The sequence below is a fragment of the Paenibacillus sp. GM2FR genome (genome assembly GCF_002803325.1).
Taxonomy (GTDB): domain Bacteria; phylum Bacillota; class Bacilli; order Paenibacillales; family Paenibacillaceae; genus Paenibacillus_AQ; species Paenibacillus_AQ lautus.
Genome location: NZ_MKZM01000008.1, coordinates 2106452 through 2120930 on the forward strand (window position 1 = coordinate 2106452; position 14479 = coordinate 2120930).

Here is a 14479-nt window from a genome sequence, read left to right on the forward strand (position 1 = left end):
GTATCATTACGGCGAGAAAACAAAAAAAAGCCGCTAATATAGCGACTTTCTAAAACTCTTCCAAAACCTTGGATTTGTCACCATAAACCTTTTCCAGGTGATCCTCTCCCCAATAGCATAAATGGTCTAGCGCGGGCTTTAATCCCCAGCCGTAAGCCGTTAACTCATACTCCACCTTAGGTGGAATCTCTTTATAAACCTTTCGTGCAACAATCTCATCCTTTTCCAGGCCTCTTAGTTGGGTGGTCAGCATTTTTTGCGTAATGCCGGGCATTAACCGTCGAAGCTCAGACGTCCGTTTCCGCCCTGTCATCAAATGATAGATGATTAAAGGCTTCCACTTTCCCCCCATTACTTCTAATGCCGCCTCCACTCCAACTTTATACTTCTTTTGAACGTTGCTTTCCCTATTTTCAGTCATCTCTTATTCCTCCGTTAAAAGGCTGTGTTTTTGCTAGGAACATTAAGATTGATTCATTTCAGATTTATTCTTTTCAGATTGATTCTTTTCAGTCCGTTTTTCAGGTAATTCTCTAGGGCACTTACCTAGGGCACTTCCATGTTACTATGGCACCCGTATCATCCTATAGAACTTGAAAGTGCGTACTTCCAGGTTATTTTATTACTGTTTATAATAGCATCAGCCATTGATCGTGGCTACAATTTAGCTGTTGAGAAAGGCAGTGAAGATACAAGTATGAGAGTATTAAGCGTTGTTTCGCACCCAAGAAAAGATTCCCTGACCTTTAAGGTTGCCGATCGTTTCGTAAAAGGTCTTGCCGAGGCTGGCCATGACTATGAGATATTGGATTTACACGGGATTGGCTTTGATCCTGTTTTAAAAGGAGTAGATGAACCGGATTGGTCAGCTGAGAAACAGTCCTTTTCCCCTGAGGTAGAAATGGAAATAAGGCGAATGAAGGAGCATGATGCCTTGGCATTTATTTTTCCAATTTGGTGGTGGCATTTGCCAGCCATGCTAAAAGGTTATATTGACCGTGTATGGAACAATGGGTTTGCGTACGGTTCGAACCAGCTTCATCATCAGCATATCTTGTGGATTGGTTTGGCGGGTGTTTCGAAAGAACAGATGAACAAGCGTAACTATGAAGAAATGATGACTCATCTGCTCAATGTGGGAATTGCAGATTATTGCGGTGTATCCAATTCCAAGGTTGAATTTTTATACGAGACTTTGGATTCTAATCCCAAGCATTATGAGATGCTGCTTAACCAAGCTCATCACTTAGGCTTGAATTATGCCAAGGAGCTGTAACCTCTAAGTTAAGTCTGCACGATCTGATTTACGTTATTATGCGTTTACGCTGCATGAAACCTCAAACAAACCTCCTGCCCTCTGATAAGAGGGTTGGAGGTTTGTTTGCAGTCGTTGATAGATTTTTGTTATAGCACTGCATTTCATATCATTCTCGGAAATAGAGGGAACATAATGGTGAAAAATAAATTTTGACGGAGGAGCATTATTCCTGCAGCCTCTTGTTTATCGTTGTTGAGCTCTTAATCCTCAGATGGATCCTCATCCATGCCGACGGCAGAATCAAATACACTGTCCTGTGGAACGCTTGTTAGATCCAGCTTTTGCTTCACCTGGTGGTTGATATTCCCATACCAGGCCTCAAAGGAGTCATCCAACTGCTCTTCACGATTACGATCTTCGTTCACATCCGAATCCACTTCGATTTTATTGCCTAATACCCCATAATCGTCTTTGGGATGGATCATACTCTGCTTCAGCTCCTTTGGTATACGGATACTTTAAAATTCCCTGTAAAACCAATTCTATACAGTTTTTGATCAATATTTATTGTTCAAAATCTTGTTAGCAGCAAGATGATTAATTTGTATTCTCTCTTGCTTCAACCACTTCCGGTAATTTCCAGTTGGTCTAATACTATATTTTCAGTCTAGTAACCCGTTGGACGAGAACTAATTATCGATCCAGATTGGGTTGAAAAAGTTACTTTGGGTTGGAAAACGAAATTCGTACGCGTCAACTTTAAGTGATCAAACATCCTTAACATTGGGTTAGCGCGCCTAAGGCGCGCTTTTTTAAATCTCATTTTTGACACTTCTTGACTTTCACTTTCTACACGACTTCGTTTTATCCGAAACCTTTTTCATGCCTTGTTACCTTTTTGGTCTACAGATTCTTGATAGATGTCAGCGTAAGTTTTTGAATCTTTGATTAGATCATCGCAAAAAGCCGCTACGTCACTGCCTGTCACTTCGAGCACGCCTTTTTCCAATGCCGCGCCCTCTTCAAAAAGATCGATAATTCCCGAGAGCAAACCCGTCCCGCTGGTTAACTCAACAGGGCCGACCTTAAAGAGATATTTTTGAATCTCTTTATAAACAATCTGATAATCTTGCGGGAGTGCTTTGACACGCGCCACATGCGCTCGCCACTCTCTTTTGCCTTCAATGATATCTTGTATTCTCATTTTATCCTCCTATTTACCTAATTTTTTAGCGATATTATTGTTGAGCTGCTTACGCCACTTGTCACGAAAAGACTTTGCCCCTTCTTCGCCGGCCAGCGCTGAACAGAACCCTTTGATATCATCACCCAAAACCTCTTGGACACTCTGACCGTCCGCCGCCGTTTCTTCGAGCAGGCCAAGTACACCGTCAAGAATTGGCATGAGGTTGCGACCGGTGAAATCGGAGTGCGGCCAAAGATTGGCATTAATTTTTTTCCATGCCGCTTGATAATCAGCCGGCAACTTTTGGGCTCGCGCTTGAAAACTTTTCATTTCTTTAGTCATGTCACTGCCGGTGATTTTTTCCCAAAAATTCATTATTTTTTCTCCTTTAACTCGTTAATTTTTGATAAAACAAACTCCCATTTTTCCCAGAACCTACGCAGCACCTCGCTCCCCACGTCGTTGATCGCGAAAAACTTTCGCGGCGGTCCCATATTAAAAGGCTTCTTGGTGATTTTCACCAACTTGTTTCTGTAAGCCGGATCAGGATGGTGCACACCGTTCCCTTCACAACATCTTTGAAGCCGAGGGCGTTCAGCAAGCCGCGTGATTTCGCAGCCGTAGATTTCTATGCGGTATATAAAAATTCAAGGACACAGCACTCAAAGCACCCATTGCTATTCTGTAACACTGGTATAAAGTGTTACTTACTACAGCTATAAAGTAACACGTAGTAGATGGATTGTCAATAGCGTTTCTTTTGCACGGATTTTATGTTTTCAACTACCCGTTTAGAAGAAGCTTTTCGTCTACCATCATTACGACTCTATTCGTAATTTCCCATGGAAACGTCAATGCTGGAACTGGGGTCGGCTTCGGAAAACGGTGTAATTTGCCGCCCCTCCCCTGTATCCGTATTGCCGGACATACTTATAACAAAAAAGCCGCATATCATGCGACTTTCAAAGTAATCAAGTTGTTGTCGTCCGACACAAGTTCTCCTTCCCCTCATCGTCGCCGTTAATACTAATGATGTGTCACATTCTGTTTTGCCCTGGTTGGCCCCTTCGCGCCGACGCTGCGATGGATTTTCCATCATGTTTTCGGTCATGCGTCGTATGATGTCGGTCCGCTCTATTCTGTTAGGTAATAGCTTGCAAATTAGAACATGGGAACTTCCCCGCCCGGATACAATGTCGAGTTGGACAAGCGTTTCGGCTGCGGCAGTGGGATACCTGAAGGGAGCTCGCTCAGATCCGCAGGTTTGCTTGAATATATGGACGCTGTTTCGCTGTTGTAAATAATGACTTGCTCCGTACCGCTGCCCCATAGGTCGGCATGGACGGCATAACCCTCGGAAGGAAACTCCACGACGGCGTTCATATGACCGTCATACAATGTTGGGAAGATGCCCCCACCGCGACGGTATGCCAAAATATAGTCTGGGGCGCCTTCCGCCCACCCGCTCAAGGGCTCGATAATCGTAAGCCAGCCGGGTGTTTTGCGGTCTTCTTTCCACACCTCTTGTCCGCTGCTGTCCAGCAGGAATAAGGCGTCTTTGCCAATGAAGCCCTTGCCGTCGTCTTCTCTCACGAGCCGATCCAATCCGGCAATTTGCATTCCCGGCAAGTCGCTTCGGAAGCGCCCGAGCGCTATATGTTGTGACTCGACTGAGCCTTCGTATCGCCATAATTCCGTGCCGTTACGGTCATACATGACCGTAACGCTGCCTCCGATCACAAGCTCCTGCTCTCCGTCGCCGTTTACATCACCGATCCAAATGCAATCGGCGTGATCGTCCAATTCGCGGCAGCTCCATAACGGCGTGCCGTCATGGTCCAGCAGCGTATAACCGGCCATCACTTCGTCGTATCCATCGCCATCCAAATCGTATGCCCAAGGGAAATGGCCCGGGTTGCCCTCGTGCGTCCAGAGTAAATTGAAGTTCCGGTCCATTGCCCACATGCGGTGATAACGATCCTTTAGAATGAAATCTCGTCCATGCGGGCCGCCCGTCAAATTCGCAATGATTATGCAGTCGTGCGCCTCAGGGTCCGGGAGCTCATGGGAAGACCTAACGCTTCCGTCGTGCCCGTTAATGACGATGAGCCGGCTGTCCATAACACACAGCACCTCCAAACGGCCGTCTCCGTCGATATCGACAATTTGTGCGGGATAATCCGAGCCTTGACTGCCTGCTCCTGGATCCGGCTTTCCCGTCTGCCAGAGCAGATTCCCCTCCAGATCGAACGCAGTGAGGCACTGCACCTGATGGGGAATATAACGAACGTCCTGGCGGTTGTCGGGCTGCACGAGCAGCATCTCCATCCGGCCATCTCCGTTTAAGTCGCCGAGCAGCATTTTACAGCGTGGACCTGCCGCCCGTATATCCAGCATGCCGATGAGCAAAGGTTCTTTTGTCATCACTTGGTTCATCCGATATCCCTCCATTCCTCTCTTCTCATTACAACTTGATTTGCTTGCCGCCTTTCACTTCGACGATCTCTCCGTCCACGTTCAACCAAACGCTTAACGCTGAAGGGTTGTAGACGAAATCCAAGTCAGCTGCAAACTTCAGTCCTTCGAATGCCTTGGCGTAATCAACAAACTCAATGTTCGTACAATACCAAATATCCGGATGGCCTCCCATATAGGTGCCGAACTGTTCCATAAGCTCCCAATTGTTATCATTATCGAATTCGTAGCTGTGGCCCCATACGTACATCAGATACAGGTATTGCTTTTTGTGCAAGCTGACGAAGGTTTCCGCATGCTTCATCAGCTCACGATTATGATGGCATGTCGGCTGCCATTCCAGAAAATCGTCCGGCATTCCGAATTGCCCTGAACCGGCAACGACTCTTGCATATTCCATGCCCAGACCCGGCAGCATCTCTTTGATTCTGCGATTGTAAGAGCCGTTCGGATACGACATCCCTCGCACCGCATAGCCCACGATACGTTCCAGATGACGCCGATCTTCCATGATTTCGTGCACAATTTGCTCGTTCGGGCAGCGAGCGATCGTCGGATGGGTCAGCGTATGCGCCGACACCTCATGACCATCATAGAGCGTTTTGACCTCATCTGCACCCACCCTATCCGGCGTTCCGAGTAGTCCGGAATTGATATGAAAAGATCCTTTAAGCCCATACCGGTTAAATATGTCTACCAGCCGCCGATCGGCGAAGCGGCCGTCGTCGTAACTCATCGTTAACGCTTTGTGCCGCCCTTCCGGAAAGCACATCAAAATGTTCGGCATCCTCTTTCCTCCTTTGCGTATATGCTCCACTACAGACATACTTCTGCAACTTTCCGTATTTGTTAATGAGCGGAGCCAGCAGACGGATAACCTGGTTTCAGTGAGAAACGGCCCGAGTTCGAATCGTCTACCCTCTAGCTATACGACCCAAAGCATTTACATCAACAAACATGGATGACCCTCACGGGTCGTTAGTTGCAATTACGTTCGCATACACGGGGTAGATATAGACTTGGGATTGGAACCTTCGCCCAATCGATGTCGGATGCAAAATAAAAGCTTGCGTAGCAGGGCTGGTTATATACGACATTCTGCCATGCGATACCGGTTCTGTACTGCGCATCATGCATTAACGTATATAATTTGCGGTCTGTTACCTCGGTGCTCAGGTAGATCCGAATCGCCGAGCTATCCGTTGTTCGGACCAGCAGCTCTTCTCTCCAATCTCCGAAAACGTCAGCGACAAGGCAAGGATTTCCCTTCGTTCCGTTATTGGAAACCGCACCTTCTGCTGTAAGCAGCCTGCCTTGTTTCCAATCGTCGATCGTAACAGGCTCGTCAAATCTGCCGTTAATGATCTGGGTTGTCATGTTGGCTGACCACTTGATACTCATGTTCGTGCCCGGAATCTGTTTTGCAATTTGGTCTCCTTTACATGTCCTCAAACCGAAGGCTTCATCGCTTTCATAACCCTCGCTGCACCATGTTTGAAGCCCCCTATGGTTCGGATCAACCTGTCCGATCATCCCGCGCCCCACGTCATCGATTGCGAAGCCGCCGTACAATACCTCGCCAGTAGCCGCATCACGCAGCGTGTATCCGTAAGGTCCCGAGTCGCCGCTTTCATGCACCATGAAAATCTCCAATCCCTGCCGGTCTGGATCAACGTTCGCTACATGAAGGGCGTCGCCATGACCAAGCTTGGCGATTTTACCAGGTGCCTTGCTTTCCGGTGGCATTATGCCCCGGGAGCTGTATAAAATGGATCCGTCATGGTCAATGGTAGCGGCTCCGTAAATAATTTCGTGGCAGCCGTCTCCATCCACATCTGCGATGCTTAAGGAATGCGCCCCTTGTTTAGCGAGGCTGCCAAAATTCTCATTTCGGCCGTCTTCCTGACGAAGCGTATCATGAAAAGGATTATTCATCGAAACCCAGCCGCTGTCAACGAACCAGCTCTCCTTCAAGCGTGTTCCATCCCAAGCGTAGGCTGCAACAGCAGCTCGAGTATAATAGCCGCGAGCAAAGATCGCAAACGGTTGTTTACCGTCCAAATAGGCTACGCCTGCTAGAAATCGATCCACACGATTGCCTGGCTCAATGCGATTCCACGAGTAATCCCCCCACATCAGGCCATCGTCATGCCGTCCCGGTTTATAGTGGATCGTCTCCAATTCTTCGCCTGTTTGTCCATGAAACACGGTTAAATACTCTGGCCCATCAAGAATGAATCCCTCAAATGACCTCAAGTTGTTGCGCCCGCTCCGACGGGGAGCATACACGTCGAGGAAGTAATCGGCAAGCTGCTCCGCATCCTCCCTTGACAATGGATAATTGTAACGACGCTCGATCCCGAAGCACTCTTCAAGCGTGGAGGGCCATCGCTTCGCCACGACCTCCTCATGCGAGTGCCAGCGCATAAACATTTGGACAATATGCTTGTAGTAGTCCATGCTGCTCATTCGATAGTCGTCCTGATGACTGTACCCGGCAGCTATATCCTCCGGAGGCATGGTTATATAGGTTTCGGAGGATACTCTTCCTTCCTGATCGTACCTTATGACCTTTGTACCGGGTGCTGTCTTAAACATCAGCTCGGCTTTCCCGTCTCCGTCAAAATCATAGACCAGAAACTGTGTATAGTGAGCACCCGCCCGAATGTTCACACCAAGCTCAATCCGGTAGAGCAGCGTTCCGTCCAGCTTATAGCAGTCGATGTATACCGGACCGGTGTAGCCGGAATGCGATACATCCTTTGCATTGGACGGATCCCATTTCACAAAGTACTCATATTCACCGTCGCCATCTACATCACCGACGCTCATATCATTTGCCGCATAGGTGTAGATTTGGCCAGTCGGCGTGACTCCGTCAGCCGGTTTTCGCAAAGGTAATTCATAGTATGGACCCACCCAGGGAGTGACGTCGGCACAACGGTCAACTTCCCGTCCATCCACAACTGCACAAACATAATAAACCGATGTTAGCGTCCCGCCGGGGTCCAAATAGTTGGTACTGTCGTGGATAGCTGCGATACAGGCGCCATTGCGATACAGGTTAAAATGGGTGCCGATCATTCCGTTACAGCTATAGCCGGTCACTTCATTCCCGAGCAATCTCCAGCTGAGAAATATTCCTTCCGTTGTCGCAGCTGCAACCAACCCCCGGTTCAGATATTCCAGCTGCATCCTGGATAACTTCTTTGCATCATACTCGTGCTGCTCATGGACGGTTTTCATAAATAGACACCCCTCCTTAATGGGCTTTGGCAGTAATTATGGAGATCGCTGTGAAAATTACGGTTTGCTTTCGGCATATACGGTCAAATTCGCATATTCTCCAATCATTGGCGCCATCTGGCGGAAACCAAGCTTTCCGCCAGCGATCGGAAGCCCGTACGTCTCGCCGTCGTCTTCCCACGAGAAAACCGGAAGGTTGTTAATGGCAAACGTAATGCGATGGCCGTCCTTGACGATGAGCATCTTATATGGTCCGGCAGCGTCCATGACGCTTGGAATCGGGTCGGCACCTTGCGCGACCAGGTGGAAACCGTAGCTTTTACGCAAATTGCATGTTTGAAACTTTCGCTCCTCCGCCCACTTCCTCCGGAAGTAAGAAACATGGAAGGCATTCATTTCGCCGTGATGATACTGGACGTATTCTCCTGTCCGTGGCTTGATTGAAGAATCGAACAAATCCCTGCCTTCCGTGCCGCTTGCGCTAAAAAACATAATCGCCAGGCCCGGCTCGCGGACCGGCCAAAAATCCCATGAGATAGCAGCGTCCGCCGGAAAATCCTCCGGGCACCACAGCACGAAATTGGCGCGCTGTCCCTCCGCCTCGTCGCGGACGCTTTCGAGCCGCATCCGTCCCAAAGGAAACGTAACGGCTGCTTCTCCCTCCATCCGAAAATCCGCGACATGCTCGGGCTTGGCGAACGGGTTTGCATATATCGCACGCCAACTTTCGGGAATAAGCGGGCTTTTAGCAGCATGCATGGCCCCTGTTTCGGTTGGTTGACCCGTTGTCATCGTATTCATGCTCCTTTCTTCCCAGGTCTGGGTTATCGCACTTCAGCGACGAGACGAGCGGTAACCGCGCTGCGTTAGACATTAGCTTCCTGGCGGGCCAAGCCTGTATGGTCAGGCAATGCATCGGGGATCAGTTCCAGGCTAATGATCGTGTTCAGCGACCATTGCGACGCCTCGTTCGTGTTCATCCAGTCAATCTCCTTCAGCTCGTCAACGAACGTTACATCAGCTGCGTCTTTCTTGAGGTCGGTCGTGGCAAAAGGATGCTTCAGCAGCGTCGACCAGACAAAATCGGCTGTACGTTTATCCTTACGGTACCAAGCGCCGTAAGCGACGAGGGCCAGCGTCAGGACGGGATGCTCAAACCGTTTCGTGCTGATCGCACCGCCCGTGATCCGATCCTTTTCTTCCTGCGAGAGATTATAGAAAACACCGAAATCGGCCATCATTTCATCCCACTGCTTATCCTTCAGCATGCCGGACAGCTCGAACCACACCTGCGGCGCGCCCATGCATAACGCAAGATGGCGGCCCCAATTGTCGTCGCCCATCGACGTGAGCAAGCCGGTATTCGGGTCATAACCGTAAGTCGGACCGGAGATCAGACCGAAATTCGCCTGTTTAATGCATTGAATGCCGGCAAGCAGTTTGTCGCGGTAAAACGTATCCTCTTTGCGCTCCCAGCGGGTCATCCAGTTGGAGCTGAATGCCGCCCAATCCGGACCGACCCGGATATGCGTCTTATGCTCGTCCTTCGGAAAATAGGCGCGCATCGGGTCGATATGAACGGTCGTATAATCAGCGTCCTTCGCTTCGTCCATCATGTCACCGATCCGCTCGTCTCCCGTCAAATAATAATAGTATCGGTGCAGGCCGGCCATGCCGATCCGGGCTTCCTTGCAGCCGCAGCCCCAATGGACGACGTTATGCCGGGAGCCGAGCCCGGCGTATTCACCGAAATGATAGACGTCGACCTCGCTCGTATGGCGCGTCATCGCCTCCGCCATCCGGAAAATATCTTCGCGTCCGGAGCGCAAAAACATCAGCCACAGCCACATGTTCGGAACCAGCTCGGTATTCTGCCATGCACAGCCGCCGAGGTCGTAATTCCAGACGTGACGGGCCGGATCGTAGCTGTGCATGAAATCGCCGTAATCCCAGAACCCGTACCAGCGCCGCTGCTCGACCTCCCGTTGATAGAAGGCGATGATGCCGTCCAGCTTCTCTTCAAGGCAAGCCTTGGTGGGCGTTCCCCGGTCCGGCAAGCTCCAGATGCCGAATGCGCCCTGACTTCGTAAATAAGCAGGCTCGCATACAAGCTGGGGCGGCGATTCGTTATAGCTCGCATATGCCTCTAACTCAACCGGCGACGGCGTCGACGTCCGGCACCAGATCGTCAGCTCGCTCGTATTGCCGACGCCGTAAGGTGTTGCACGCAATTCTTCTGCACCTTCGTAAGAAGACTCAACATGCGTATCCGTATCGTAATGGCGCATGTCCATGGCCGGCGCTTCCGGCGACCAGAACCAGGCGGTCAGCTGCGACTCGTCCTCTGTAAGGCCGTGTGCCTCCATGCCGGAAGGATGCTTTTGCCAGAAATTACGGATCGCAAGAGCCAAACCACCGCCTGGTCCGCCGACGTACGCGACCCCGCGTGATCTGCGGCCTTCGGCGGCTTTGAGCCAGCTGCAGCCTGCCTTGGTCCGCTTGGCCATCAGGTAATGGTCGGCTGAGAACTGTGTCGCCTTAAAGCCGTCCCAGCATGCGGAGTCGCCCAGCAGGCTCATGAAGTATTCGTCGTCCATGTCTTCGTCGGTCAGCGTTTCTCCGTTGAGCTGACGCTTGAACAGCTCCAAATATTTGCCTGTTGTGCGCCGCGAATGGAGCGTTTTCGGCGATTCGCTTAAAAAACCGGTATCACCTGCGAACCGAATGTGGCGGTTGTACAGCGGCCCACGCATCGGCAGCCTGAAACGGATACCGAGTCCCTTCACGAAATCCTGATTCGGATTGCCGTCATAAAAAAACGTATGCACGATCCGGATCGACTCCAGACCGGCGTAAGCGTTCAGGCGAAGCGAAAAAGGAAGCCATTCACCGGTTCCGTTTACGGCCCGGTGTCGGCCCGTCAGCTTGACGACCACTCGTACCGGACCTGCCTGCTCCACCTTCGCCTCGTAGATTTGGGAATGATATCGTTCTTCCCGGATCGTTCGGCTGCCGGTCAGCTCGCTTATGCTTTCCTTGATAGCAATCAACTCGCCGCAGGAGCTGATGCTGACGCCATTACGGTGAACATCCGCGATCATTTGGCTGCCCTTTTTCGGTACCCGAAAGCTAAGAACGCCCGTGTCGATGGTAAAGCCATCCTCCGTCTCACGTACGGATAACGAAGCCGCTGCCTTGAAAAGTTCGGGATCTCCCTTCACGATGGAGTATCCCTGTGGTGCACCAGCCTGAAAAGCGGCTGCATGCGCCGTCCATTTGACGCTGCCGTCCGGCCAATAAGCAGTCGGCCAGCTTTGCAGTGCGGGGGCGGTGCCTTCCTCCATGTGCAGCGACAAGCGATCGTCCCGCGAAAGCTCTCCCTCCTTCCACGGCATTCCCCATGTCACCCCAGCCGGAATATCTGCGGCTGCCTTTAACCAACGCAGTGTGACTCGCGTGTCGTTCATGGAATCATCTCCTAAACGTTTTGTTGGTTTCCGTCTTGCTGCAACGCCCTCATTGTAGAGAGCCGCAGCTTTCCCGGCAATGGCACTTTCTTGATGACATCCGCCGGCCTGTATTGCACGTTTTCGTGAGAATTGCACTTTATTGCACGATAGGGTTCTTCTAGTGCCCTGGTGCTTCGCGGTCTTACGCATCACAACAAAGCCGGCAGCGGTCGTATCAAGAACCTGCTGCCGGCTGCTCCTCCGATTTTATTTCTGCAATACACTTCCTACTCCGCCCGGCTTAGTTCACGGTAACGGGTGGGCGTCATGCCCTCGAGCTTTTTAAAGATCCGATTAAAATAGCTGTGCCGATATCCTACTTGTTCGGCGACCGTGTTAATTTTCATCTCCGATTCCCGAAGAAGCTCCTTCGCTTTATCCATGCGCAGCTCGGTCAAATAATCGATAAAGTTTTTGCCCGTTACCTGTTTGAATGATTTGCTCAGGAAAAACGGGTTCGTGCCGATGTGTTCAGCGCAATTGTCGAGCGAAATGTCACGCATATAGTTTTGCTGCAAATAAATCATGGCTTGCTCGATCAGCCGTTTCACCTGGCCATCCGTCCTGCTCGTCAGCTCCTTCATGAAGGGGGCGATCACCTTCACTTGGAACCATTCCCTTGCACCTGCAGGCTCTTTGACCTGGGAAAGCTGCTCATACAGATTGGCGCCCTTGAACAGGCGATTCGGCTGAATGCCGGATACGAGAATCGCATGCTGAACGGAACCCAGCAAATGAAGCATTCCCTGCTGAACGTCTATCGCTTTAGCCCCTTTAGCGGACAGCGCTTTCTGGAACTCGACGAGCAAGGCATGGGCGTCCGCTTCCTGCCCGGTCCGAAGCGCCTGAAGAAATTCTCTTTCCAACGTAAACGGATACTGCGGTTCGGACGAATCCTCAAAATTCAGCTGTTCCATTTCGATGATCTGGTTGTCGTTATCGAATTTGCGGAAGCTGGCTGCGTGCTTCACACCCTCAAATGCGAGCGGGATGTCGCTCACACGAGTGGTACCCCTGCTGATCGCCACCGTTACCACCATGTTCAGCAATCGATTAACCGTCTGTGCCAGCTCTTCGCTGAACGATTTGATTGCTTCCGCATATGGCTCCCCTTCCGGCAAGATCAGCAGCACTCCCGAGCCAAGATCATGGAAGTTGATCGTGCTGCTTTGCTCGAAATACGAATCCGCCAGCTCTTCGATCATGTTGACGGACGCAAAGGTGACCAGTCCCTCGTCGCCAAACTTGAATTTCCCTTCCATGCTCGCAATTCCGGTAAGCTGTACGTACAGCACGACAAACTGCTTGCCGCATACCTGCCATTTATAACGCTCCATCCTTGACCGCAGATCCTCCTCCGTATAGGCGTACAAATAGCCGTGCAGCAGTTGATGGAGAAAGCTTTCCTTCACGTGCGGCAGCTGCTCGAGCAGCTTTGCGTTCAGCTCTCGACTCTCCCTGTTTAAATGCTGCCATTGCCGCTCAATTAGCGTGAACTCGTCCTCCCGGCCTCCTCCCGCCAAGGAGGCACTCGGCAGCAAATCCATCATCAGCCGTTTGACGGGCAAGTACATGCGGATCGATGCAAGCCAAGCAAGAAGCATTGCCAGCAAGAGAGCGCTCAAGCTAACCGTCAAAATGACTTTGGAGATAAAAACGACCGGGGCCGTAATATTGGTGATCGGCGAAGCCGACACGTACAGCCAGTTATCCATGATCCGTGCAAAATAACCGTACGTGACCGCATAGGTTTTGTCGTTCCATTCATAAAGAAACGAACCTTCCGTGTTCCCGTTTGACTCGACCTCGCTCCTGACTGCCTTTACAAACATCGAGTCGATCGAGCTCCCGTTAGCGGATACGTATAGATCTCCACCCGGCTCCATGAGAAAGTTTTCGCCGTCGGCATAAGGTGTAATGGTCTGCAGCGCCTCCGCAACTTGTTCGTTGTCCAAGCGAACGATCAAAGCCCCCATCGGTTTTTGGCTGCCGCCGGGAACAAGATGTACAAACGTCAATTCCCGTTTTCCCGGCTGATCGGGATCAAGCGTTAACTGTGTCCAATACGTCGTTTTTCCCGCGTCGAGCAGACGATCGTATAGCGATATGACACTTGCGTCATTCAAAGCGGAATATTCCGGATAAAACAATACTGGCTGGCTTCCGTGCAAATAGAGGCTGACGTTACGAATCATCGTATTGGAGCCTTGCATGACGAGCAGCGTATTCGTAATATCGCGGGTCTTCTCGAAATCGCGCACGAAGTCGCGATCGCTGAGCGAATAATCGAAGCTCGTATCGAATGCCCAATGCGCCAGCATCATTTCGAGATTGGACAGCTGTTTATTCAGGTTCTGCGACCGCTGCTCAATCTGGTTATTATGGAGCTTCAACAGCTCCTTTTCCAGCTTACCACCCGCCATCGAATAAACGAGAACCCCCGTTATGATGCCGGGAATACCGGCAACGAACAGGAACATGATGAAGCTTTTCCTATAGAAGCTGCCGGATCTGCCGGATAAGCGGGCCAATAACGTCTTCCATCCATTCATCGTCTGCTCACCAACCATATCTAAAATTAGTTTTGCCTTCCTCCAGGCGGTTCTTTGCCCTTTCAGATATGTAAGCGTATTCATAAAACTAAAAAAAACGACTTCCTTAATAAGGATAACGCGGTCCTATCCATAAAACCTGCATATTTTCAGAGTACATTGTTCAAAAAACAGAGGAATCCAAATCAACACCATAAGGCGTGTCTTGGCTGCTTATCGGATACATTCACTTTGCTGGCCCCCTGGAAAGATA

12 protein-coding genes and 1 pseudogene are annotated in these 14479 nt (G+C 50.5%); 1 reads left to right on the top strand and 12 read right to left on the bottom strand.

The window, feature by feature from the left end; translation table 11 throughout:
* Nucleotides 1-49 precede the first annotated feature (49 nt).
* Nucleotides 50-421, bottom strand: coding sequence for a winged helix-turn-helix transcriptional regulator (locus PAEVO_RS09555; protein WP_100537331.1), 372 nt, complete (start codon nt 419-421; stop codon nt 50-52).
* Between the two features lie 276 nt (nt 422-697).
* Between PAEVO_RS09555 and PAEVO_RS09560 the strand changes: the two genes are divergently transcribed.
* Nucleotides 698-1276, top strand: a complete 579-nt coding sequence (locus PAEVO_RS09560) for an NAD(P)H oxidoreductase (protein WP_100537332.1) — start codon at nt 698-700, stop codon at nt 1274-1276.
* A 242-nt stretch (nt 1277-1518) separates the two neighbouring features.
* Here PAEVO_RS09560 and PAEVO_RS09565 read toward each other — a convergent pair whose 3' ends face one another.
* The 11 genes and pseudogenes from PAEVO_RS09565 to PAEVO_RS09610 all read right to left on the bottom strand — a co-directional run bounded on the left by PAEVO_RS09565 (nt 1519) and on the right by PAEVO_RS09610 (nt 14226).
* Entirely contained in the window at nt 1519-1743 is a 225-nt protein-coding gene (locus PAEVO_RS09565; RefSeq protein ID WP_100537333.1) for a hypothetical protein, read from the bottom strand.
* 395 nt (nt 1744-2138) lie between these two features.
* Nucleotides 2139-2462 (bottom strand): DUF1048 domain-containing protein, encoded by a 324-nt coding sequence (locus tag PAEVO_RS09570; protein WP_100537334.1) that lies wholly within the window; start codon nt 2460-2462, stop codon nt 2139-2141.
* Between the two features lie 9 nt (nt 2463-2471).
* Nucleotides 2472-2819 (bottom strand): DUF1048 domain-containing protein, encoded by a 348-nt coding sequence (locus PAEVO_RS09575; RefSeq protein ID WP_100537335.1) that lies wholly within the window; start codon nt 2817-2819, stop codon nt 2472-2474.
* Nucleotides 2819-3141: pseudogene (locus PAEVO_RS34245) on the bottom strand (PadR family transcriptional regulator). Before PAEVO_RS34245 ends, PAEVO_RS09575 begins: the two are co-directional and overlap by 1 nt.
* 129 nt (nt 3142-3270) lie before the next feature.
* Nucleotides 3271-3555: a hypothetical protein gene (locus PAEVO_RS33490; RefSeq protein ID WP_133120320.1), complete on the bottom strand. Its 285-nt coding sequence runs from the start codon at nt 3553-3555 to the stop codon at nt 3271-3273.
* A 50-nt stretch (nt 3556-3605) separates the two neighbouring features.
* Nucleotides 3606-4880, bottom strand: a complete 1275-nt coding sequence (locus PAEVO_RS09585; RefSeq protein ID WP_243390702.1) for an FG-GAP-like repeat-containing protein — start codon at nt 4878-4880, stop codon at nt 3606-3608.
* A 28-nt stretch (nt 4881-4908) separates the two neighbouring features.
* Complete coding sequence (locus PAEVO_RS09590) at nt 4909-5706, bottom strand: polysaccharide deacetylase family protein (RefSeq protein WP_100537337.1); 798 nt, start codon at nt 5704-5706, stop codon at nt 4909-4911.
* Between the two features lie 191 nt (nt 5707-5897).
* Nucleotides 5898-8165 (bottom strand): rhamnogalacturonan lyase, encoded by a 2268-nt coding sequence (locus tag PAEVO_RS09595; RefSeq protein WP_100537338.1) that lies wholly within the window; start codon nt 8163-8165, stop codon nt 5898-5900.
* A 57-nt stretch (nt 8166-8222) separates the two neighbouring features.
* Nucleotides 8223-8957, bottom strand: coding sequence for a DUF1961 family protein (locus PAEVO_RS09600; RefSeq protein ID WP_100537339.1), 735 nt, complete (start codon nt 8955-8957; stop codon nt 8223-8225).
* A 74-nt stretch (nt 8958-9031) separates the two neighbouring features.
* Complete coding sequence (locus PAEVO_RS09605) at nt 9032-11632, bottom strand: exo-rhamnogalacturonan lyase family protein (protein ID WP_100537340.1); 2601 nt, start codon at nt 11630-11632, stop codon at nt 9032-9034.
* A 269-nt stretch (nt 11633-11901) separates the two neighbouring features.
* Nucleotides 11902-14226, bottom strand: a complete 2325-nt coding sequence (locus PAEVO_RS09610) for an AraC family transcriptional regulator (protein WP_100539392.1) — start codon at nt 14224-14226, stop codon at nt 11902-11904.
* Nucleotides 14227-14479: the final 253 nt, after the last annotated feature.

Bases quoted from the DNA above. Each gene is read 5' to 3' on its own strand.
- PAEVO_RS09560 (WP_100537332.1), top strand. From the start codon at position 698: ATGAGAGTATTAAGCGTTGTTTCGCACCCAAGAAAAGATTCCCTGACC.
- PAEVO_RS09565 (WP_100537333.1), bottom strand. From the start codon at position 1,743: ATGATCCATCCCAAAGACGATTATGGGGTATTAGGCAATAAAATCGAA.
- PAEVO_RS09595 (WP_100537338.1), bottom strand. From the start codon at position 8,165: ATGAAAACCGTCCATGAGCAGCACGAGTATGATGCAAAGAAGTTATCC.
- PAEVO_RS09570 (WP_100537334.1), bottom strand. From the start codon at position 2,462: ATGAGAATACAAGATATCATTGAAGGCAAAAGAGAGTGGCGAGCGCAT.
- PAEVO_RS09555 (WP_100537331.1), bottom strand. From the start codon at position 421: ATGACTGAAAATAGGGAAAGCAACGTTCAAAAGAAGTATAAAGTTGGA.
- PAEVO_RS33490 (WP_133120320.1), bottom strand. From the start codon at position 3,555: ATGACCGAAAACATGATGGAAAATCCATCGCAGCGTCGGCGCGAAGGG.
- PAEVO_RS09605 (WP_100537340.1), bottom strand. From the start codon at position 11,632: ATGAACGACACGCGAGTCACACTGCGTTGGTTAAAGGCAGCCGCAGAT.
- PAEVO_RS09610 (WP_100539392.1), bottom strand. From the start codon at position 14,226: ATGAATGGATGGAAGACGTTATTGGCCCGCTTATCCGGCAGATCCGGC.
- PAEVO_RS09585 (WP_243390702.1), bottom strand. From the start codon at position 4,880: ATGAACCAAGTGATGACAAAAGAACCTTTGCTCATCGGCATGCTGGAT.
- PAEVO_RS09575 (WP_100537335.1), bottom strand. From the start codon at position 2,819: ATGAATTTTTGGGAAAAAATCACCGGCAGTGACATGACTAAAGAAATG.
- PAEVO_RS09600 (WP_100537339.1), bottom strand. From the start codon at position 8,957: ATGACAACGGGTCAACCAACCGAAACAGGGGCCATGCATGCTGCTAAA.
- PAEVO_RS09590 (WP_100537337.1), bottom strand. From the start codon at position 5,706: ATGCCGAACATTTTGATGTGCTTTCCGGAAGGGCGGCACAAAGCGTTA.